At 71.6% G+C, this 21,048-nt stretch carries 22 protein-coding genes; 6 read left to right on the plus strand and 16 right to left on the minus strand.

Translation table 11 applies throughout. The features are described from left to right. Positions 1-84: 84 nt before the first annotated feature. Complete coding sequence (locus ACWV17_RS32745; RefSeq protein WP_455352855.1) at positions 85-1,575, minus strand: ATP-binding protein; 1,491 nt, start codon at positions 1,573-1,575, stop codon at positions 85-87. Further along, entirely contained in the window at positions 1,572-2,249 is a 678-nt protein-coding gene (gene afsQ1, locus ACWV17_RS32750; RefSeq protein ID WP_455352854.1) for a two-component system response regulator AfsQ1, read from the minus strand. The genes ACWV17_RS32745 and afsQ1 overlap by 4 nt, the downstream gene beginning before the upstream one ends. 230 nt (positions 2,250-2,479) lie before the next feature. Here afsQ1 and ACWV17_RS32755 point away from each other — a divergent pair, with 230 nt between their 5' ends. Then, a complete protein-coding gene (locus tag ACWV17_RS32755; protein ID WP_455362517.1) occupies positions 2,480-3,238 on the plus strand; it encodes a SigE family RNA polymerase sigma factor in 759 nt (252 codons plus the stop codon). A gap of 200 nt (positions 3,239-3,438) precedes the next feature. On the opposite strand, the gene ACWV17_RS32760 is transcribed toward ACWV17_RS32755, so the two are convergent. Then, complete coding sequence (locus ACWV17_RS32760) at positions 3,439-4,068, minus strand: hypothetical protein (protein WP_455352852.1); 630 nt, start codon at positions 4,066-4,068, stop codon at positions 3,439-3,441. Positions 4,069-4,186: 118 nt separating this feature from the next. Here ACWV17_RS32760 and ACWV17_RS32765 point away from each other — a divergent pair, with 118 nt between their 5' ends. Beyond that, positions 4,187-4,594 carry a hypothetical protein gene (locus ACWV17_RS32765; RefSeq protein WP_455362518.1) on the plus strand — a complete coding sequence of 136 codons (408 nt, stop codon included), beginning with the start codon at positions 4,187-4,189 and terminating at the stop codon, positions 4,592-4,594. 80 nt (positions 4,595-4,674) lie between these two features. On the opposite strand, the gene ACWV17_RS32770 is transcribed toward ACWV17_RS32765, so the two are convergent. From ACWV17_RS32770 to ACWV17_RS32795, 6 genes are all read right to left on the minus strand, one after another. Further along, positions 4,675-5,565 carry an aldehyde dehydrogenase family protein gene (locus tag ACWV17_RS32770; RefSeq protein ID WP_455352850.1) on the minus strand — a complete coding sequence of 297 codons (891 nt, stop codon included), beginning with the start codon at positions 5,563-5,565 and terminating at the stop codon, positions 4,675-4,677. Continuing rightward, the gene (locus ACWV17_RS32775; protein WP_455362519.1) at positions 5,558-6,991 is read right to left on the minus strand and encodes an aldehyde dehydrogenase family protein; all 1,434 of its coding nucleotides are present in this window, start codon (positions 6,989-6,991) and stop codon (positions 5,558-5,560) included. Before ACWV17_RS32775 ends, ACWV17_RS32770 begins: the two co-directional genes overlap by 8 nt. A 5-nt stretch (positions 6,992-6,996) precedes the next feature. Further along, on the minus strand, positions 6,997-7,959 hold the full coding sequence (deoC, locus tag ACWV17_RS32780; protein ID WP_455352848.1) for a deoxyribose-phosphate aldolase: 963 nt from the start codon (positions 7,957-7,959) through the stop codon (positions 6,997-6,999). A gap of 231 nt (positions 7,960-8,190) precedes the next feature. Continuing rightward, complete coding sequence (locus ACWV17_RS32785; RefSeq protein ID WP_455362520.1) at positions 8,191-8,838, minus strand: PH domain-containing protein; 648 nt, start codon at positions 8,836-8,838, stop codon at positions 8,191-8,193. Between the two features lie 510 nt (positions 8,839-9,348). After that, entirely contained in the window at positions 9,349-11,007 is a 1,659-nt protein-coding gene (locus tag ACWV17_RS32790; protein WP_455362521.1) for a phospho-sugar mutase, read from the minus strand. 198 nt (positions 11,008-11,205) lie between these two features. After that, on the minus strand, positions 11,206-12,030 hold the full coding sequence (locus tag ACWV17_RS32795; protein WP_455362522.1) for a purine-nucleoside phosphorylase: 825 nt from the start codon (positions 12,028-12,030) through the stop codon (positions 11,206-11,208). Positions 12,031-12,217: 187 nt separating this feature from the next. Between ACWV17_RS32795 and ACWV17_RS32800 the strand changes: the two genes are divergently transcribed. After that, entirely contained in the window at positions 12,218-12,943 is a 726-nt protein-coding gene (locus ACWV17_RS32800; protein ID WP_455362523.1) for an MBL fold metallo-hydrolase, read from the plus strand. A 55-nt stretch (positions 12,944-12,998) separates the two neighbouring features. Here ACWV17_RS32800 and ACWV17_RS32805 read toward each other — a convergent pair whose 3' ends face one another. Beyond that, complete coding sequence (locus tag ACWV17_RS32805) at positions 12,999-13,436, minus strand: gamma-glutamylcyclotransferase (RefSeq protein WP_366073288.1); 438 nt, start codon at positions 13,434-13,436, stop codon at positions 12,999-13,001. 118 nt (positions 13,437-13,554) lie between these two features. Between ACWV17_RS32805 and ACWV17_RS32810 the strand changes: the two genes are divergently transcribed. Together ACWV17_RS32810 and ACWV17_RS32815 are read left to right on the plus strand one after the other, a co-directional pair. Then, entirely contained in the window at positions 13,555-14,991 is a 1,437-nt protein-coding gene (locus ACWV17_RS32810) for an NAD(P)H-quinone dehydrogenase (protein WP_455362528.1), read from the plus strand. Between the two features lie 135 nt (positions 14,992-15,126). After that, entirely contained in the window at positions 15,127-16,086 is a 960-nt protein-coding gene (locus tag ACWV17_RS32815; protein ID WP_455362524.1) for a DeoR/GlpR family DNA-binding transcription regulator, read from the plus strand. 11 nt (positions 16,087-16,097) lie between these two features. Here ACWV17_RS32815 and ACWV17_RS32820 read toward each other — a convergent pair whose 3' ends face one another. Further along, positions 16,098-16,679: a TetR/AcrR family transcriptional regulator gene (locus ACWV17_RS32820; protein WP_455362525.1), complete on the minus strand. Its 582-nt coding sequence runs from the start codon at positions 16,677-16,679 to the stop codon at positions 16,098-16,100. A gap of 121 nt (positions 16,680-16,800) precedes the next feature. Next, a complete protein-coding gene (locus ACWV17_RS32825) occupies positions 16,801-18,561 on the minus strand; it encodes an acetyl/propionyl/methylcrotonyl-CoA carboxylase subunit alpha (protein WP_455362526.1) in 1,761 nt (586 codons plus the stop codon). A 348-nt stretch (positions 18,562-18,909) separates the two neighbouring features. Between ACWV17_RS32825 and ACWV17_RS32830 the strand changes: the two genes are divergently transcribed. Next, positions 18,910-19,395: a hypothetical protein gene (locus tag ACWV17_RS32830; RefSeq protein WP_455362529.1), complete on the plus strand. Its 486-nt coding sequence runs from the start codon at positions 18,910-18,912 to the stop codon at positions 19,393-19,395. A 39-nt stretch (positions 19,396-19,434) separates the two neighbouring features. Here the strand turns inward: ACWV17_RS32830 and ACWV17_RS32835 are convergent, their stop codons facing one another. Genes ACWV17_RS32835 through mmpB form a run of 4 tightly spaced genes read right to left on the minus strand, consistent with a single transcriptional unit; the run spans position 19,435 to position 20,910 of the window. Continuing rightward, a complete protein-coding gene (locus ACWV17_RS32835; protein ID WP_455352838.1) occupies positions 19,435-20,037 on the minus strand; it encodes a Maf family protein in 603 nt (200 codons plus the stop codon). Positions 20,038-20,074: 37 nt separating this feature from the next. Further along, on the minus strand, positions 20,075-20,509 hold the full coding sequence (locus ACWV17_RS32840) for a PIN domain-containing protein (RefSeq protein ID WP_455352837.1): 435 nt from the start codon (positions 20,507-20,509) through the stop codon (positions 20,075-20,077). Then, positions 20,506-20,748 carry a ribbon-helix-helix domain-containing protein gene (locus ACWV17_RS32845; protein ID WP_455362527.1) on the minus strand — a complete coding sequence of 81 codons (243 nt, stop codon included), beginning with the start codon at positions 20,746-20,748 and terminating at the stop codon, positions 20,506-20,508. Before ACWV17_RS32845 ends, ACWV17_RS32840 begins: the two co-directional genes overlap by 4 nt. Before the next feature lie 33 nt (positions 20,749-20,781). Further along, positions 20,782-20,910: a morphogenic membrane protein MmpB gene (mmpB, locus tag ACWV17_RS32850; RefSeq protein WP_455352835.1), complete on the minus strand. Its 129-nt coding sequence runs from the start codon at positions 20,908-20,910 to the stop codon at positions 20,782-20,784. Between the last annotated feature and the right edge of the window lie 138 nt (positions 20,911-21,048).

Below are 21,048 nucleotides of genomic sequence, written 5' to 3' on the forward strand. Positions count from 1 at the left end.
CTCCTTCCTCCGCCTTGCGATGCACGGCACCAGACCCCGCTCCCTGATCCGGCCTGATCCAAACGAGAGGCCCTAGCCGCGTCCTCATCGCACCCCGCCTTCCCCGGCCAGACCCGACGCGTCCATGGGCAGCCGCAGGACGAACACCGCACCGCCCTCCGGCGAGTTCGCCGCCGTGATGTCGCCCCCGTGGATGTGCGCGTTCTCCATGGCGATCGACAGGCCGAGCCCGCTGCCCTCGGACCGCGGCCGGGACGCGCTCGCCTTGTAGAAGCGGTCGAAGACGTGCGGCAGGACGTCCTCCGGGATACCCGGACCGTGGTCGCGTACCTCGATGAACAGCTCCGCCTCCACCGTCCGTACGGACACCCGGACCGGCGAGCCGCCGTGCTTGAGCGCGTTGCCGATCAGGTTCGCCAGTATCACGTCGAGCCGGCGCGGATCGAGCCGCGCCACGATCCCGCGCGCCGCGTCCAGGTCGACCGCGTCCAGCCACGCCCGCGCGTCGATGCAGGCCGTCACCTGGTCGACGACGTCGACATCGTCGAGGACCAGCCGGGCCGTACCCGCGTCGAAGCGGGTCACCTCCATCAGGTTCTCCACCAGGTCGTTCAGCCGGCGGGTCTCGCTCACCACCAGAGTCACCGCGGGGGCGATCATCGGGTCGAGGCCCTCGACCTCCTCCTCCAGCACCTCCGTCACGGCGGTGAGCGCCGTGAGCGGCGTGCGCAGCTCGTGCGACATGTCGGCGACGAAGCGGCGGCTCGACTCCTCCCGCGCGCTCATGTCCGCGACCTTCTTCTCCAGCGCTTCCGCGGTGCGGTTGAACGTGCGGGAGAGATCGGCCAGTTCATCCGTCCCGGACACGCGCAGCCGGGTGTCGAGCTGCCCCTCACCGAGCCGCCGGGCCGCGTCCCCGAGGCGCTGCACCGGCTTCAGTACGGTCGTGGCCGCGGCCTGAGCGAGCAGCGCCGACGCCAGCAGCGCGAGGGCGGTGGCGATCCCGAGGGACCAGGCGAGTGAGTTGAGGTCGTCACGCTCCTGGGCCAGGGACTTGAGCATGTAACCGGTCGGTCCGCCACCGACGATCCGGGTGCCGCCCACCAGGTAGGGGTTGCCCTTAGGCTTCGTCCGCTGCCAGTACACGTGGTACTCGACATCGTTGGCCGCGGTGACCTCCTGCCGGTCGTTCACCGCCTCCTGGAGGGACTTCGGCACGTTCTCGAGCGTGAACGAATCCAGGTCGGAGGAGCCGATCTCGGTCCGCCCGCCGGACTGCTCGTCCACCAGCAGCACGCTGTAGCCGGGGCTGCTGTTCGCCATCAGCTCGGCGGTCCGTTTCAGTTCCTCCGCCGTCGGATCCTTCGGCAGCGCGGCGGCGCGGTTCTGCATCTCCTGCTTGAAGTCGCCCAGCGCGGCGTCCTGCGTACGGGTCAGTACCGCTTCGCGGTTGAGCCAGTACGCGATCCCGGACGCGGAGACCGCGGCGGTGAGCGCCACCAGAGCGAAGACGACGACGAGCCGGAGCCGCAGGCTGGTCCAGCGCAGACCGGCATGCACGGCCTTCTTCTTCACTGAGGCGAGTCCAGCCGGTAGCCCACCCCGCGCACCGTACGGATCAGCGTCGGGGACGACGGGACGTCCTCGACCTTCGCCCGCAGCCGCTGGACGCACGCGTCGACCAGACGCGAGTCGCCCAGGTAGTCGTGCTCCCACACCAGTCGCAGCAACTGCTGCCGGGACAGCGCCTGTCCGGGCCGGCGGCTGAGTTCCAGCAGCAGCCGCAGCTCGGTCGGCGTGAGCTGCAGGTCCTCGCCGTTCTTGGTGACGGTCATCGCCGAGCGGTCGATCACCAGCGAACCGAAGCTCGCCGAGTCGCTCGCCTCGCGCTCACCGCGCCTGAGCACGGCACGGATACGGGCGTCGAGGACCCGCCCCTGGACCGGCTTGACCACGTAGTCGTCCGCGCCGGACTCCAGTCCGACGACCACGTCGATGTCGTCGTTGCGCGCGGTCAGCAGGATGATCGGCAGCTGGTCGGTACGCCTGATGCGCCGGCACACCTCGAAACCGTCGATGCCGGGCAGCATCACGTCCAGCACGATCAGGTCCGGCCGCTGCTCGCGCAGCAGCTGCAGGCCATCCTCGCCCGTCGCCGCGGTGGCCACACGGTGGCCCTGGCGAGACAGGGAGAGTTCGAGGGCCGTGCGGATGGCGTCGTCGTCCTCGATCAGCAACAGGAAGGGCACGGAGGTCATTCTGTCCCATGAGGCCGGGGAGTTCGACCTCCCGCAGCCTTCGGTCCCCGCCGGGTGCCGCGTACGCGGTGCCGGATCCCCACCGGACGCCCCGTCTCTCCTGCCGGCCCCCCGGACCCCCTGTGACGCGCCTGTGACAGTCGGCGGACACCGTGATGAAACTGCCCGGGCAAGCTTTCTGGCACACGGACCGAAGCAGACTCCACGACGGGGGGCGCGAGATGAACACACTGCACAGCACCACCACCAGCGCAGTTGTCACGCGGCTCCACGACGTCGCACGGAGCGCCGAGAAGTCCGGTGTCGCGAACGGGCGGGGGTGCGCTCGCGGCATCGGGCGTCAGCGGCAGGCCTACATGGTCGCCATTGACGCACCTGTGGAGCCCGCGGCGGGGGCCGCGGTGAACGGGGCCGGCGGGGACGCGTACCGGGAGGCCGAGGGGGAGCGGCCGTCGCTGTCCGAAGCGGAGTTCACCGCTTTCGTACAGGAACGCCGTGCCTCCCTGTACGCGACCGCCTACCACCTGACGGGCGACCGGTTCGAGGCGGAGGACCTGCTGCAGAGCGCGCTCTTCTCGACGTACCGGGCATGGGACCGGATCAGCGACAAGACCGCGGTCGGCGGCTACCTGCGCCGCACGATGACGAACCTGCACATCAGCGCGTGGCGCCGGCGCAAGCTCAACGAGTACCCGACCGAGGAACTGCCGGAGACGGCGGGCGACACCGACGCGATGCGCGGCACCGAGCTGCGCGCCGTGCTCTGGCAGGCGCTCGCCCGGCTTCCGGAACAGCAGCGCACGATGCTGGTTCTCCGCTACTACGAGGGCCGCACGGACCCGGAGATCGCGGAGATCCTGGACATCAGTGTCGGCACGGTGAAGTCGAGCATCTGGCGGTCGCTCCGCCGGCTGCGCGAGGACGACGTCCTCAGCTTCGGCCGTGACGAGGAGGAGTCCTTCGGCGAGCTGGTGGCCTGAGGGGACGGGGGTCCTGCCTCTCGGGGGAGGGGCAGGAAGCAACGGGGGGTACGGGGGTACCGGGGGGTACCGGGGAAAGAGGACGGGGTCAGGCGGCCGGGGGGACCGCCCGATCCCGCTCTCGCATGTACGCCTGTACGCACAGACCGAAGCGGCCGGCCGACCGCCGCGAGCCCCACGCCGTGATCGCCCGCGCCGCGTTACGCCGGCGTGCCCGCCCTGGCGCCCGCCGCTGCCGCGGCCGCGAGGCGGCCCAGTGCCTCTTCCCTGCCGCACGGATGCGCGCCGAGCGACGCGTGCCGCTGGACGATCCCGCGCTCCGCGCGCATCAGCCGCCAGCCGCGGCGCAGCAGGAACGGCACCGACTTGCGGCCCTCGCGCAGATCGCGCGCCAGCCGACGGCGGAACGTGGTGGACGGGCGCCCGCGCAGACAGATCGCGTCCGCGAGCAAGCCCAGCTCCTGGCAGCGGGCCACGATGTCCGCGGCGAAAATCCCCTCCGCGATGAACAGGGGCGTGCGCGCGATGTCGAGCGCCTCCCGGCCGGCCCGCGCGCTGGTGGCGATGTCGTAAACGGGCACGGTCGTACGTCCCGTACGGCACAGTTCCTCGACCGCCGCGACGGCGGCGTCCGCGTCCCAGGACAGCGGGGAGTCCCAGTCGATGTCCGGGCTGCCCGCGACCTGCGGAAGGGTGGGGTCGTCACCCTCCTTGTAGAAGTCGTCCAGGCGCAGCACGGGCAGGCCCGAGTGAGCTGCCAGCGACGACTTTCCGGATCCGGAGGGTCCCGCGAGAAGCACCACGCGGGCGGGTATGGGGGAAGAGCTCACGGGACACCAGTGTGAAGCATTGACCCGTGAAGGGGATCCCTCGGGCGGGCGTTGGTAGGAAGCACCCCGCCTCAACTACGCTGCGTGTGCCCATGATTACCCATCAGGCAGGAATCCCATGGCACGTCACTCATCTCCCCGGTCCCGGCGGCCCGCCCTGCTGCGCGCAGGCCTGACCGCCGCGGCGGTGGCCGCGGCCCTCGGTGCGGGGGATGCCGCCCACGCGGCACCGGCGGCACCGGCGGCGCCCGCGCCGACGGCGGGCCTCGACTCGCTCGGCGAAGGTCAGGGCGAGGCCCTGACCGGCGTGGTCACCAACTCGGTGACCGGCGTCGGGCAGCTCAAGAGCCTCCAGATCAACCCGCTGGCCAAGACCGGGGTCGACCCGCTCGACAACTCGGTGGCCCCGCAGGTGGCGGACTTCAAGCCGATCAGTACGGAGATGGCCACCGGACCGCTCGCGTCCGGCGCCGCGCTGGAGGACCTGCCCCTGGCGGGTCCTGTCTCCGGGATGCTGCCGCTCTGAGTCCGGGCATGGAGTCCTGACAGGGCGAAGCCTCCGCCGCGCGACGCGGCGGAGGCTTCGTCATGGTCCCGGTGCGCCGGTCAGTACGCCGATCCGGACGCGCCCAGCGAGCCCGTCGGGTGCCAGACCGTCTTCGTCTCCAGGAAGGCCGTCAGGCGGTGCGTGCCCGGGTCGGCCGACCAGTCCACAGGCTGTGGACGCAGCACGCGCTTCAGGTTGTCCGCGGCCGCGATCTCCAGCTCCTTCGCCAGTACGTCGTCCGCACCCGTGAGGTCGAGCGCGTTGACGTCCTGGTGAGCGGCGAGCGGGCCCGCGATCTCCGCGGTCCGGCCGGAGAGGACGTTGACGACGCCGCCCGGCAGGTCGGAGGTGGCCAGCACCTCGCCCAACGAGAGGGCGGGAAGCGGGGACCTCTCCGACGCGATCACGACTGCCGTGTTGCCGGTGGCGATCACCGGGGCGATCACCGAGACCAGCCCGAGGAAGGACGACTCCTGCGGGGCCAGGACGGTCACCACACCGGTCGGCTCGGGGGTGGAGAGGTTGAAGTACGGGCCCGCGACGGGGTTCGCCCCGCCCACGACCTGGCCGATCTTGTCGGTCCAGCCCGCGTACCAGACCCAGCGGTCGATCGCCGCGTCGACGAGCGCGCCCGCCTTCGCCTTGGACACGCCCTCCGCCTCGGCCACTTCGCGGACGAACTGGTCCCGGCGGCCCTCCAGCATCTCCGCGATGCGGTAGAGGATCTGACCGCGGTTGTACGCGGTCGCGCCCGCCCAGCCGCCGAACGCCTTGCGGGCGGCCACGACCGCGTCGCGCGCGTCCTTGCGGGACGAGAGCGGCGCGTTGGCCAGCCACTTGCCCTTCGAGTCGGTCACCTCGTACACCCGGCCGCTCTCGCTGCGGGGGAACTTGCCCCCGACGTACAGCTTGTAGGTCTTGAAGACGCTCAGACGCATCGCATCAGACATCGAGGTAGGCCTCCAGACCGTGGCGGCCGCCCTCGCGGCCGAAGCCCGACTCCTTGTAGCCGCCGAAGGGCGAGGTCGGGTCGAACTTGTTGAACGTGTTGGCCCAGACGACGCCCGCCCGGAGCTTGTTCGCGACCGCGAGGATGCGGGAGCCCTTCTCCGTCCAGATGCCCGCGGACAGGCCGTACTGGCTGTTGTTGGCCTTGGCGACGGCCTCGTCGGGGGTACGGAAGGACAGCACCGACAGCACCGGGCCGAAGATCTCGTCCCGCGCGATCGTGTGCGCCTGGGTGACGTTGGTGAAGAGCGTCGGCGCGAACCAGTAGCCGGCGGACGGCAGCTCGCAGGGCGCGGACCAGCGCTCGGCGCCCTCCGCCTCGCCGGTGGCGGTGAGTTCGGTGATCCGGGCCAGCTGCTCGGCGGAGTTGATCGCGCCGATGTCGGTGTTCTTGTCCAGCGGGTCGCCCAGCCGCAGCGTGGACAGCCGGCGCTTCAGCGAATCCAGCAGCTCGTCCTGGATCGACTCCTGCACCAGAAGGCGGGAGCCCGCGCAGCAGACCTGGCCCTGGTTGAAGAAGATGCCGCCGACGATGCCCTCGACGGCCTGGTCGATGGGGGCGTCGTCGAAGACGATGTTCGCGCCCTTGCCGCCCAGTTCGAGGGTGACCTTCTTGTCCGTACCGGCGATCTGGCGGGCGATCGCCTTGCCGACCGCGGTCGAGCCGGTGAAGGCGACCTTGTTGACGCCCGGGTGCTCGACGAGGGCCGCGCCCGTGTCGCCGTAACCGGGAAGGATGTTGACGACACCCCTGGGCAGGCCGGCCTGCCGGCAGATGTCCGCGAAGAAGAGGGCGGAGAGCGGGGTCGTCTCGGCCGGCTTCAGTACGACGGTGTTGCCGGTGGCCAGCGCCGGGGCGATCTTCCACGCCAGCATCAGCAGCGGGAAGTTCCACGGGATGACCTGGCCCGCCACGCCCAGCGGGCGCGGATTCGCGCCGTAGCCGGCGTGGTCGAGCTTGTCCGCCCAGCCCGCGTAGTAGAAGAAGTGCGCCGCGACCAGCGGGAGGTCCGCGTCGCGGGTCTCCTTGATCGGCTTGCCGTTGTCGAGGGTCTCCAGGACGGCCAGCTCACGCGAGCGCTCCTGGATGATCCGCGCGATGCGGAACAGGTACTTGCCGCGCTCGGAGCCGGGCAGCGCCGACCACTTCTCGAACGCCTTGCGCGCCGCCTTCACGGCCCGGTCCACGTCCGCGGCGCCCGCCTGGGCGACCTCGGAGAGGACCTCTTCGGTGGAGGGGGAGACGGTCTTGAAGACCTTGCCGTCGGCCGCCTCGGTGAACTCGCCGTCGATGAAGAGCCCGTAGGAGGGCGCGATGTCGACGACGGAGCGGGACTCCGGAGCCGGTGCGTAATCGAAAAGAGCCATGGTGATCAGTCCACCGTCACGTAGTCGGGACCGGAGTAACGGCCGGTGCTCAGCTTCTGGCGCTGCATCAGCAGGTCGTTGAGCAGGCTGGAGGCGCCGAACCGGAACCACTCGTTGCTGAGCCAGTCCTCGCCCGCGGTCTCGTTGACCAGGACCAGGAACTTGACCGCGTCCTTGGTGGTCCGAATGCCGCCGGCCGGCTTCACACCCACCTGGATTCCAGTCTGCGCCCGGAAGTCGCGGACGGCTTCGAGCATCAGCAGGGTGTTCGCGGGGGTGGCGTTGACGCCGACCTTGCCGGTCGAGGTCTTGATGAAGTCGGCGCCGGCCAGCATGCCGATCCAGGAGGCGCGGCGGATGTTGTCGTACGTCGACAGCTCGCCGGTCTCGAAGATCACCTTGAGCCGGGCCGCCGTGCCGTCCTCCCGGACGCACGCGGCCTTGACGGCCTGGATCAGCTCGAACGTCTCCAGGTAGCGGCCGGCCAGGAATGCGCCACGGTCGATGACCATGTCGATCTCGTCGGCCCCGGCGGCCACGGCGTCACGGGTGTCCGCGAGCTTTACCGGCAGTGCCGCGCGGCCCGCCGGGAAGGCGGTGGCGACGGACGCCACCTTGATGCCCGTCCCGGCCAGGGCTGCCTTGGCGGTGGCCACCATGTCCGGGTAGACGCAGATGGCGGCCGTGCGCGGGGTCGTACGGTCGGTCGGGTCGGGATTGGCGCCCTTGGCGCAGAGCGCCCGGACCTTGCCCGGGGTGTCCGCGCCTTCGAGCGTGGTCAGGTCGATCATCGAGATGGCCAGGTCGATGGCGTACGCCTTCGCCGTGGTCTTGATCGAGCGGGTGCCGAGGGACGCGGCGCGCGCTTCGAGGCCGACGGCGTCTACGCCGGGCAGCCCGTGGAGGAAGCGACGCAGCGCGCTGTCGGACGCGGTCACGTCAGCGATTGCGGGAACTGTGGTGGGCATGGTCACCACATGAGCATATCTACGCACGTAGCGACTGTCACCCCCCGGTGGGGAATCCGGCCCGGCCGGCACGGCACGCGGGCACAGCACCCGGGGATGGTGCGCGGCCACGGCACAGCACGCGGGCATGGTGCGGAGGGGCGGCCGCGCTGTCGTGGGCGTACGTCGGCGGGTACCCGGTGCCGGCCCTGGGCGGTCGAGCGCGCCGCAGGCGGTCGCGTACGGGCGGGCTCAGCCCGTGGCGAGCAGCACCGCCAGCAGCACCGCCCCGGCCACGCACGGCGCGATGATCTCGTACGCCCAGCGCACCGACGGGGCGCCCTGCGCGGTCGGGCGAGCCGCGCAGCGCTCGGCGAGCCCGTTCAGCTCGTCCACTGTCCGGTCCGCCACCGCCTTGCGCGCCGCCGAGTCGGCGACGTCGGCCGTCGCGCTCGTCCTGCCGTACGGGTCGTCGCTCGCGGCCCGGACCTGGCGCCGGGCGGCCCGCTTGCGCTCGCGCAGCGAGACCGGCACCGCCCACAGCTGGTACTTCTTCCCGGCGGCGAGCACCTCGCTGGAGTACGTCGCCCGGATCGCATCGACCGAGGCCCACGGGAGCGTGATGGTCCGGAACGGGTTACGGACGCGGAGCCGGTCCTCCCCGGCGAACACGGCCGGTCGCAGCGTGAAGGCGACCACGAGCGGCACGGCGAACAGCAGCCCGGCCAGGGCCAGCCACGGGGCGCGGCCCTCGCCGCGGATCATCGCGTCGCCGCCGAGCCAGGCTCCGAGCGCGAGCAGCAGGATGCCGCCGGCGAGGGACCCGGGAGAGCGGTAGACGCGGTCGGCGTAGGCCGCCGGCTCTTCGGGCTGCTGGGGGCTCGGGCTGGGGCTCGTCATGTGCCGATTCTGCCTCACGTGCGCGATCAGGCCACCAGGTCGCCGTAGACGATGATGTTGTCCGGCCCAGCGCGCCCTGCCCCGCCTGCTCCGTCGCCGCGTCAGCGCGCCGTGCCCGCCCCGCTCCGTCGCAGTGCCCGCCATGCCCCGCCAGCGTGCCGCGCCCGCCCCCTCCGTCGCCGCGCCCGTATGCCGCGTCGGCGTGCCGCGTACCGGAGGCGGCCAGGGCCGTCGGCGGTAGCAGCGGGAAGGGCGGCAGCGGGAAGTGGGTGCCTGGGAAGCAGGCGCCGTCGCCACGGGGGTCTGCCAAACGTGCAGCCGGTGCATGGGCGCCGCGGGGGCGCGAAAGGCTCCCCGGGACCGTACGAACCGGCAGCCGGTGTCCGGGCGGCGCTGCGGGGGCGCGAAGGCCCCCGGGGCACGCCCGAACGTGCGGCCGGTGTCCGGGCGGCGGCGCGGCAGGCCCCTGGGGCCGTCTGGTCCCGGGGGCCTGGCGTGCGTACAGCGCGGTCAGATGCCGGCCGCCGCCGACAGGTCCGCCTTGATCGCCGCGAGGACCTCCGCGGCCCGTACGCGGGCCGGCCCCAGGTCGCGCGCCTCGGCGACCGGAACCACGACCTCCAGGTAGCACTTCAGCTTCGGCTCGGTGCCGCTCGGGCGCACGATCACCCGGGCGCTGAACTCGCCGTCCAGGTAGTAGCGCAGCCCGTCCGTGGGCGGCAGCGTCGCCGTCCCGCGCGTCAGGTCCTCGGCCGAGGCGACCCGGAGCCCGGCCAGCAGGGCCGGCGGGCGCTCGCGCAGCCGGCGCATCGCGTCGGCGATCAGCGACAGGTCCTGGACGCGGACGGAGAGCTGGTCGGTGGCGTGCAGCCCGTGCTCCATCGCCAGGTCGTCCAGCAGATCCGTCAGCGTACGGCCCTGCTCCTTGAGCTCCGAGGCGAGCTCGGCGACGACCAGCGCGGCCGTGATGCCGTCCTTGTCGCGGACGCCCTCGGGGTCGACGCAGTAGCCGAGAGCCTCCTCGTAGCCGTACCGCAGCCCCTCCACGCGGGCGATCCACTTGAAGCCGGTCAGCGTCTCCTCGTACCCGACGCCGGCCGCCTCGGCGATCCGGCCGAGCAGCGAGGACGACACGATCGACTCGGCGAAGGTGCTGTCCTTGCCCGAGGCGCCCTTGTGCACCAGGTGCTCGGCGAGCAGCGCGCCCACCTCGTCGCCGCGCAGCATCCGCCAGCCGCCCTCGGCGGTCTCGTCGGGCACGGCCACCGCGCAGCGGTCCGCGTCCGGGTCGTTGGCGATGACGAGGTCGGGACCGGCGCGGCGCGCGGTCGCGAAGGCCAGGTCCATCGCACCCGGCTCCTCCGGGTTGGGGAACGCGACGGTGGGGAAGTCCGGGTCCGGCTCGGCCTGCTCGGCGACCAGCACCGGGGCGGGGAAGCCGGCCCGGGCGAAGGCGGCCGTCAGGACGTCCTTCCCGACGCCGTGCATGGCCGTGTAGACGACGCGCGCGGTGCGGGGCGAGCCCGGGGTCAGTACGGCGTCCGTACGCGCCAGATAGGCGTCCAGGACCTCGTCCCCGAGGACCTCCCAGCCGCTGTCCGGACGCGGTACTTCGGCCAGCGCGGCCACCGCCGCGATCTCGGCCGCGATCTCCGCGTCCGCGGGCGGCACGATCTGCGAGCCGTCGCCGAGGTAGACCTTGTAGCCGTTGTCGCGCGGCGGGTTGTGGCTGGCGGTGACCTCGACGCCGGCGACCGCGCCCAGGTGCCTTATGGCGTACGCCAGGACGGGCGTCGGCAGCGGCCGCGGCAGCAGGGCGGCGCGCAGCCCCGCCCCGGTCATCACGGCGGCGGTGTCGCGGGCGAAGTCGGCCGACTTGTGGCGTGCGTCGTAGCCGATGACGACGAGGCCGTCCGTCGCGCCCTGCTTCTTCAGGTACGCCGCGAGCCCGGCCGCCGCCCGGATCACGACGGACCGGTTCATCCGCATGGGCCCGGCGCCGAGCTCGCCGCGCAGTCCGGCCGTACCGAACTGCAGGGTGCCGGCGAACCGCTCGGCGAGCCCGGTGAGCTCCTGCGCGTCGATGAGCTTGGCGAGCTCCTCGCGGGTCTCCTCGTCCGGGTCCTCGGCCAGCCAGGTCCTGGCCCGCGCGATCAGGTCGTCCTGCACGGTTCTCCGCCTCTCGGGTGTGTCACGATTCGCCCGCCTCCGGCGGCGGGTCCGCTCCCGGCGCAGGGCCTTTCACCCGTGCGGCCGGGGCCTGCCCGGCCGATCATGCCGGGCTCGGCGTGCCCGCCGGGACATCAGCCGCTCCGCGGCGGGCCGCTGAGTGATCCGGCCTTACCCGACCGGACGCGACCTCAGGACCTAAAGCTTGCCCAGGACCTGCGTCAGCAGCGCGCCCATCCGGGCGGCCGAGTCGCGGCCGGCCTGGAGGACCTCTTCGTGGTTCAGCGGCTCACCCGACAGGCCCGCCGCCAGGTTGGTGACCAGGGAGATGCCGAGGACCTCGGCGCCCGCCTCACGGGCCGCGATGGCCTCCAGGACGGTGGACATGCCGACCAGGTCGCCGCCCATCACGCGGACCATGTTGATCTCGGCCGGGGTCTCGTAGTGCGGGCCGGGGAACTGCACGTACACGCCCTCTTCGAGCGACGCGTCGACCTCCTTGCACAGCGCGCGCAGCCGCGGCGAGTACAGGTCGGTCAGGTCGACGAAGTTCGCGCCCACGATCGGTGAGGCGGCCGTCAGGTTGATGTGGTCGCTGATCAGCACGGGCTGGCCGGGGCGCATGCCCGGGCGCAGACCGCCGCAGCCGTTGGTGAGGACGACCGTCTTGCAGCCGGCGGCCACGGCTGTGCGGACGCCGTGCGCGACGGCGGCGACGCCGCGGCCCTCGTAGTAGTGCGTCCGGCCCAGGAAGAGCAGCGCGCGCTTGTCGCCGATCCGGTACGACCGGACCTTGCCGCCGTGGCCCTCGACGGCCGGGGGCGGGAAGCCGGGCAGCTCGGTGACCGGGAACTCGGCCTCCGGGGCGCCGAGCGCGTCCGAGGCCGGCGCCCAGCCCGAGCCCATCACGAGGGCGACGTCGTGGGTCTCGGCGCCGGTGAGCTCGCGCAGACGCGTGGCGGCGGCGTCGGCGGCGGCGTGGGGGTCGCCCTGGATGTGGTCCGGAATAACAGATGCGTTCACGTCGACGAGGGTAACCGGAGAATTCCTACGCGCGTAGATGGCGCAGCTCACGGTCTTCCGATCGTTGCCTTGTCGTTTCCCACGAAGGTCCTTCCCGGGGCTTCCGGGGCTGCCGGTACGCCCCGACGCCCCGGGCCGTACCGTGGAAGGGAGCTGCGCCACCTGGCAAGGAGGCGAGGAGGCAGTCATGGCGACCGTCGACGAGATCGCGCCGGACATCTTCCGCATCAACATGATGACCGTGCCGGACGAGGACTTCAGCACCAGTTTCTTCGTGATCCGCGACGAGGCGCCCACGCTCGTCGAGACGGGCTTCCGGCGCGCTTTCGACGACACGCGGGAGGCCGTCGCCCGCGTCGTGGATCCGGCCACGCTTCGCTATCTCGTGGTGCCGCATCTGGAGGGCGACGAATGCGGGGCGCTCAACCAGTTCCTCGCCGGGGCGCCGCACGCGGTGCCGGTGGGCAGCCCGATCTGTGCCGCGCTCAACCTCTCCGACCTGGCGGACCGCGAACCCCTCGTCGTGGACGGGGACAGCGAGCTGGACCTCGGCGCGCACCGCCTGCGCTTCCTGATCACGCCGTATGTGCACACCTGGGAGTCGATGCTGCCGTACGAGTCGACCGGCGGGACTCTCTTCTGCTCGGACGTCTTCATCGGGCCGGAGGGCGGCCGCGCGATCACGGACGGGGACCAGACGGACGCCATGATCAACATGTACCGGTCCATCGGGATCTTCCCGTCCCGTGCCCATCTGGACAGTGCGCTGGACAAGATCGAGGCCATCCGCCCGCAGACCCTGGCCTGCCACCACGGCAGTGTGAAAGCCGCGAGGATCGACACGTATCTGCGGGCGCTGCGGGAGCACGACGTCACCGGTGTGACGGAGTGGAACCCCATGCTGGAGCCGTAGGGCCTGTCCGGGCGAGGGGGCGGCGGCCGTCGGCGCGGTCGGTCGGCCCTCGGGGTCAGCAGGGGCGCTTGCGCAGCTCCATCACGTAGTCGTGCGGCGCGCCCGCCGACTCCGCCGCGTCCGCGACCTCGCCCAGGTAGCGCGCGGACGGGAGGCCGCCCTCGTACCCGTTGAGCACGTACACCCACGCGGCCTCCTCGCCGTCCAGGGTGTGGACGCGGACCCGCATCCGGCGGTAGATGTCGAGACCGACACCCTCCCAGCGGTCCATGGAGTCCTCGTCCATCGGGGCGATGTCGTACAGCGCCACGAAGACCTGCGAGCGCGGCGCCTCCACGATGGTGGCGAGCGCACCCTCCCACCCCATCTGCTCGCCGCCGAAGGTCAGCCGCCAGTCGTTGAGCCACCCGGTGCCGCGCAGCGGGGAGTGCGGGGCGCGGCGCGTCATCAGCCGCGCGTCGAGGTTGCCGGCGTACGCGGCGTAGAGCGACATGCTGACGAGGGTACGACAGTGACATTTGCGCTCGTCCGACCACGCCCGCCGGGCCTGTCCGTCCGCTGCCGGGGTACCCGGGGCGAAGCGCGTTGAAAGGTGCGGGACAATGGAGCACGTGACTCGGATCGTGATCATCGGTGGCGGACCCGGCGGATACGAGGCGGCCCTCGTGGGCGCCCAGCTCGGCGCGGAGGTGACCGTCGTCGATTGCGACGGTCTGGGCGGGGCGTCGGTGCTCACCGACTGCGTCCCGTCGAAGACTCTGATCGCGACGGCCGAGGTGATGACGACCTTCGACTCTTCGTACGAGGAGTTGGGGATCATCGTCGCCGACGACACGCCGCACATCGAACAGGCGGCACGCGTCGTCGGCGTCGACCTGGGCAAGGTCAACCGCCGGGTGAAGCGTCTCGCGCTCGCCCAGTCCCACGACATCACCGCGTCCGTGACCCGCTCCGGCGCCCGCGTCATGCGCGGCCGGGGCCGGCTCGACGGCCGTCAGGCCATGGACGGCTCGCGCACGGTCGTCGTCACCGCCGCCGACGGCACCGAGGAGCGGCTGACCGCCGACGCCGTACTGATCGCGACCGGCGGGCACCCGCGCGAGATCCCCGACGCGCAGCCGGACGGCGAGCGGATCCTGAACTGGACCCAGGTCTACGACCTCACCGAGCTCCCCGAGGAGCTCATCGTGGTCGGCTCCGGTGTCACCGGAGCCGAGTTCGCGGGCGCCTACCAGGCGCTGGGCTCCCGGGTCACCCTCGTCTCGTCGCGCGACCGGGTGCTGCCCGGTGAGGACCCCGACGCCGCCGCCGTCCTGGAGGACGTCTTCCGCCGCCGCGGCATGAACGTCATGTCCCGCTCCCGCGCCGAGTCCGCCAAGCGGGTGGGCGACCGGGTCGAGGTCACGCTCTCCGACGGCCGGGTCATCTCCGGTTCGCACTGCCTGATGGCCGTCGGCGCGATCCCCAACTCGGCCGGCATGGGTCTGGAGGAGGCCGGGGTCCGGCTGAAGGACTCGGGCCACATCTGGACCGACAGGGTCTCGCGCACATCCGCTCCCGGTGTGTACGCGGCGGGTGACGTCACCGGCATCTTCGCGCTGGCGTCGGTAGCGGCGATGCAGGGCCGGATCGGGATGTACCACTTCCTGGGCGACGCGGTCACGCCGCTCAACCTCAAGACCGTCTCGTCGAACGTCTTCACCGACCCCGAGATCGCCACGGTCGGCTACACCCAGGCGGACATCGACGCCGGCAAGATCGAGGCCCGGGTCGTCAAGCTGCCGCTGTTGCGCAACCCGCGGGCGAAGATGCAGGGCATCCGGGACGGCTTCGTGAAGCTCTTCTGCCGGCCGGGCACCGGCATCGTGGTGGGCGGTGTGGTCGTCTCCCCGCGTGCGAGCGAACTGATCCACCCCATCTCGATCGCGGTCGACAACAACCTGACGGTGGAACAGATCGCCAACGCGTTCACGGTGTACCCGTCGCTGTCGGGTTCGATCGCCGAGGTCGCGCGGCAGTTGCACACGCGCAAGGCGGGCGAGGCGTAGGCCGCGGGGGCGCGGGCGAGGTGTAAGGCCGCGCGCGAGCCGCATATACCACGGGCCGCCCTCGTCTGCGTACAACTTCCCTTATTCGGCGCAAACTGCTGAAAGCAGACGGTCGTTGGGGTTACTGTCAGTTTCGTGTTCGCTGCAGAACGTCGCCAATTGATCCTCGAAATGGTGCGCGCCAACGGGGCTGTGTCGCTCCGTGAGCTCGCCCGCGTCGTCCAGACCTCCGAAGTGACCGTCCGGCGGGACGTGCGGGCACTTGAGGCCGAAGGACTCCTCGACCGCCGGCACGGCGGTGCGGTACTGCCGGGCGGTTTCACGCGGGAGTCCGGCTTTCCGCAAAAGTCCCATCTCGCAACCGCGGAGAAGACGGCCATCGCCGATCTCGCGGCCGGCCTCGTCGAAGAGGGCGAGGCCGTCGTCGTCGGCGCGGGTACCACCACGCAGGAGCTGGCCCGCCGGCTCGCGCGGGTACCGGGTCTGACCGTGGTCACCAACTCCCTGCTGGTGGCACAGGCGTTGGCGCACGCCAACCGGGTCGAGGTCGTGATGACCGGCGGCACCCTGCGCGGCTCCAACTACGCCCTCGTGGGCAGCGGAGCCGAGCAGTCCCTCCAGGGGCTGCGGGTCTCCCGGGCATTCCTCTCCGGGAGCGGACTGACCGCCGAGCGCGGACTGTCCACGTCCAACATGCTCTCGGCGAGCGTCGACCGGGCGCTGGTGCAGGCGGCGGCGGAGGTCGTGGTCCTCGCGGACCACACCAAGCTGGGCACCGACACCATGTTCCAGACGGTCCCGACGGACGTCATCACCCGGCTGGTCACGGACGAACCCCCGCCGCACGACGAACGTGCGGCCACCGAGCTGCAGGCCCTTGCCGACCAGGGGGTGCAGATCGCGGTGGCGGGCTCCGGCGGGACGGCCGTGAACGGTGACGGCGTCCCCCCGGGCGGCCGCCCCCGCCGGGGGGACATGCCCCTCCCGGTCCAGCGCCGCAGCCACACCCCCGCCCCGCAACTGCGCACGGCGGGGGCACTGACGGAACCGGGCGAGCGAGAGCGAGCCAGGGTCGCGGACCTCCGCCGCCGCTAGCTGTCCGTCGGTTACCTGCTCTCGGGGCGCAGGCCCTTGAGGGCCAGGGTGAGGAGGCGGTCCGCCAGGGCCGGGTCCGTGGGGCTCTCCTCGACCGCCAGCGCGATCGCGTTCGTGAGCTGCATCAGGTCCGTGATCGACACGTCGGGTCGTACGGACCCCGACACCTGGGCCCGGACGAGGAGCTGCCGGCCCGCCTCGCGCATCGGGACGCAGCACGACGACAGGGCCGAACTGTCGTCGTTCGACGCGGACATGAGCGCCTTGGCCAGGCCGCGGTACTCACCCGCATGGGTGATGATGGCGCGCAGCCACTCCACGAGCGCCCTGCACGGTTCCGGGTCGTCCAGCAGCTCGCGCGAGCGCGCCAGCAACGCGCTCACCGCGTCCTCGAAGACCGCGCTCATCAGCGCGTGCCGGTTCGGGAAGTGCCGGTACAGCGTGCCGATGCCCACGCCCGCGCGGCGGGCGACCTGCTCCAGCGAGGCGTCCGTGCCGTACTCGGCGAACGCCGCGCGTGCCTCGTCGAGCAGCCGCGTGTAGTTGCGGCGCGCGTCGGCGCGCATCGGCCGTGCCGGCATGCCGGTCGTCATCGCGCTGCGGTCCCTCCGGAGTGCTGTCCTGCTCTCAGGATGCCACCGCCCATGGGGAAGGCCCCGCCCGAACGGGCGGGGCCTTCCCCTGACCTACGACCTACGACTTACCGGCGAGCCGTCAGTCCTTGATTTCGCAGATGGGGGCGCCGGAGGTGATGGAGGCGCCGACTTCGGCGGTGAGGCCCTTGATGGTGCCGGAGCGGTGGGCGTTGAGGGGCTGCTCCATCTTCATGGCTTCGAGGACGACGACGAGGTCGCCCTCGTTGACCTGCTGGCCTTCCTCGACGGCGATCTTGACGATGGTGCCTTGCATGGGGGAGGCGAGGGTGTCGCCGGAGGCGGCCGAGGCGGACTTCTTCGCCGCCCGGCGCTTGGGCTTGGCGCCGGCGGCCAGGCCGGTACGGGCCAGGGACATGCCCAGCGAGGAGGGCAGGGAGACTTCCAGGCGTTTGCCGCCGACCTCGACGACGACCGTCTCGCGGCCCGGCTCCTCGTCCGTGTCGGTGTCGACGGCCGCGGTGAAGGCGGGGATGTCGTTGACGAACTCGGTCTCGATCCACCGGGTGTGCACGGTGAACGGGCCCTTGACCGGGGCGAACGCGGGGTCGGCGACCACCGCGCGGTGGAAGGGGATGGCGGTGGCCATGCCCTCCACATTGAACTCGGCCAGCGCACGGGCCGCACGCTGCAGCGCCTGCTCACGGGTGGCGCCGGTGATGATCAGCTTGGCGAGCAGGGAGTCCCAGGCCGGTCCGATGACCGAGCCGGACTCGACGCCGGCGTCGAGGCGGACGCCGGGGCCGGTGGGCGGGGCGAAGTGGGTGACGGTGCCGGGTGCGGGCAGGAAGTTACGGCCCGGGTCTTCGCCGTTGATGCGGAACTCGAAGGAGTGGCCGCGCAGTTCGGGGTCGCCGTAGCCGAGGGCCTCGCCGTCGGCGATGCGGAACATTTCGCGGACCAGGTCGATGCCGGTGACCTCTTCGGTGACCGGGTGTTCGACCTGGAGGCGGGTGTTGACCTCCAGGAAGGAGATCGTGCCGTCGGTGCCGACCAGGAACTCCACGGTGCCGGCGCCGATGTAGCCGGCTTCCTTCAGGATGGCCTTGGACGCCGCGTACAGCTGCGCGTTCTGGGCGTCGGAGAGGAACGGCGCGGGGGCTTCCTCGACGAGTTTCTGGTGGCGGCGCTGCAGGGAGCAGTCGCGGGTGGAGACGACGACCACGTTGCCGTGGGAGTCGGCCAGGCACTGGGTTTCGACGTGGCGGGGCTTGTCGAGGTAGCGCTCGACGAAGCATTCGCCGCGGCCGAAGGCGGCGACGGCCTCGCGGACGGCGGAGTCGTACAGCTCCGGGACTTCTTCGAGGGTGCGGGCGACCTTCAGGCCGCGGCCGCCGCCGCCGAAGGCGGCCTTGATCGCGATCGGCAGGCCGTGCTCCTTGGCGAAGGCGACGACCTCCTCGGCCCCGGAGACGGGGTCGGGGGTGCCGGCGACCAGGGGTGCGCCGGCGCGCTGGGCGATGTGACGGGCCGCCACCTTGTCGCCGAGGTCGCGGATGGCTTGCGGGGGCGGGCCGATCCAGGTCAGACCCGCGTCGAGAACCGCCTGAGCGAAGTCGGCGTTCTCGGAGAGGAATCCGTAGCCGGGATGGATGGCGTCCGCCCCGGAGTCCTTCGCGGCCTGCAACACCTTGGCCATGTCCAGATAACTGGCGGCCGGGGTGTCACCGCCCAGCGCGAACGCCTCGTCGGCCGCGCGGACGTGCAGAGCGTCCCGGTCCGGATCGGCGTAGACGGCTACGCTCGCGATCCCAGCGTCCCGGCAGGCCCGGGCAACGCGGACAGCGATTTCGCCTCGGTTGGCGATGAGCACCTTGCGCACGATGGCTCCCTCCTTGAAACAAGCTGAGTTTAGGGACTGCCGACACGGCATGCCGACCCGTCCCCAATGGTGAGCTTGCCCACACGGAGTGTGATTCGAGGCTCGCTCGAGTCGCGAAATCCCTTGTCGCACCACGGTACGCCGGGTTCTTCAACTGCACAGTAACCTTCGGGTGTGGCCAAGGTCTCTGTCAGGCGGCTCTGCGACGACTCGCGATTCTTTGTCGAGTCCCTACGAATGGCCGAATGATTCTTTGCCATGCGCAGACCTCTTGTCCTCAGGTTTACCCGTGAGTAGCGTGCGCGATGTCGAACGTACTTGCAGTAACGGTAGGAGGGGTGGGGCGTGGTGGCACGCAGACCGGTGGCTGTCGTGGCCGCGATCGTCCTCTTCGGGGAGGCGATCGGCCTCGCCTTCGTCAACTGGATCCTCGGGCGAGTCGTCGACAGCCAGTCGATGTCGATGGCCGGTCTCGCCCCGGACGTCATGTCCACGTCCACCTGGGCGCTGGGTGGCGTCATGGGCGTCTATCTGGCCGGCTGCGGGCTGGTTCTGCTCCTCACCGGCCTGCGGGACCGGGCCCCGGGCCGGTTCGGCCGGCTGCTGCTGATCAGCTGCGCGATCACGCACGGCGTACTGGGCACGCTGACGGTCGGTCTGGTCGGCTGGCCCGCGTTCGCCTTCATGATGGTGGTGCTGGGTCTGGTCGTGCTGTCGCTGCTGGCGTACGGGAAGCACGACACGGCCGGGGGTGGCGGTGTCCAGGACACGCCCCCGCTGGTCCCGGGACAGCAGCCGCCGCCGGGTCCGCCGGCCGCGCCCGCCTCCGCCTGACGGGCCCGGCCCGACCGTCAGGCCCACAAGGCCCGGCCGTCAGGCCCACAAGTCGGTGATCGACACACCCAGTTCGCCCAGCAGCCTGCGCAGCAGCGGCAGCGACAGCCCGATGACGTTGCCGTGGTCGCCCTCGATCCCCTCCACGAAGGGCGCCGAGCGGCCGTCGAGGGTGAACGCGCCCGCGACGTGAAGCGGTTCGCCGCTCGCGACGTACGCGGCGATCTCGGCGTCCGTCGGCTCACCGAAACGGACGGTGGTGGACCCGGTCGCGGACGTCCGGCGGCCGGTGACCGTGTCGATCACGCAGTGCCCCGTCTGTAGTACGCCGGCCCGCCCCCGCATCGACTTCCAGCGCGCGGTGGCCTCCTCGGCGTCGGCCGGCTTGCCCAGCGCCTCGCCGTCCAGCTCCAGCACCGAGTCGCAGCCGACGACCAGCGCCCCGGCGGCCTCGGGCCGCCCGGCCACGACGGCGGCCTTCGCCTCGGCGAGCACCCGGGCGAGCTCGCCGGGGGTGGGCGCGGAGAGCGCGTCCTCGTCGACCCCGCTGACGATCACCTCGGGGACGAGCCCGGCCTGCCGCAGCAGGTTGAGCCGGGCGGGCGAGGCGGAGGCGAGCACGAGGCGGCGGGTGTCAGTCATGCGGGAAGGGTAGCCAGCGGGCGGCCGCGGAGCCGAATCAGAGGTCGGCGGGCAGGATGCGGAAGGCCTTGAAAGCCTTGGTGAGCGGACTGACGGACCGGAAGTCGCGCTGGTCGAGGGTGAAGATCTGGTCGGTCCGGTACCGGTCTGCCAAGACGACACCGATGGCGTCGGCCAAGTCCAGCTTCAGTCCCTCGTACTTCTGACGCACCTCGTGGGCCGCGACAAGGTCGGTGGGATGCAGAGTGGCGAGCTTGTACTGGCCGTCGGTGAGCCGGTTGTTGAGAGCCTCCATAGCCAGGAGCGCCTGCGGGAAGCCCAGGTGTCTGTGCACGATGCGGTCGAGTTCGGTGATGACCAACGGGGAGATCGCCAGCGTCTCGCGATCCATCACCTGCGCGGTTTCCCGATGCTCCGGCTGGGCCCGGTCGAAGGCCGAAAAGAGGGCCGACGTATCTGCCACGATGATCAACGCCGTGCCGCCCTCTCCTTGATGTGCTCGTACACCACGTCGTCCATCTCGTCGGGTGTGAGCGGGCGGCCACTGTCGAACACAGGCAGCGGGCGGCTTTGCCTGGGGCGGCTGGAGGTGTCGAGCAGCAGAGCGATGCCCTGGCGGATGAGCTCCGCCTTGCTGACTCCGGTCGCCGCCGACTCGGCATCCAGGCGGATCTCGAGCTCTTCGGGGAGATATACCGTCGTCTTTCTCACGCTCGTAGGGTACCACCCGTAGGGCACCCTACGTCAGTGCAGGCCCACCGCGAGCATCGCCACCAGCATCGCCAGAGCCAGCAGCAGGCCCATGCGGCGCAGCATGGCCTGGGCCTCGCGCATGTCCTCGGGCGGCTCGTTCTCCGGGTCGGACCACAGCATGGAACCGATCCTGCTGCGCAGACGACGGTGGGGGGGGGGGGGGGGGGGGGGGGGGGGGGGAGGGGGGGGGGGGGGGGGGGGGGGGGGGGGGGGGGGGGGGGTGGGGGGGGGGGGGGGGGGGGGGGGGGGGGGGGGGGG

The organism is Streptomyces mabaensis, assembly GCF_053763515.1.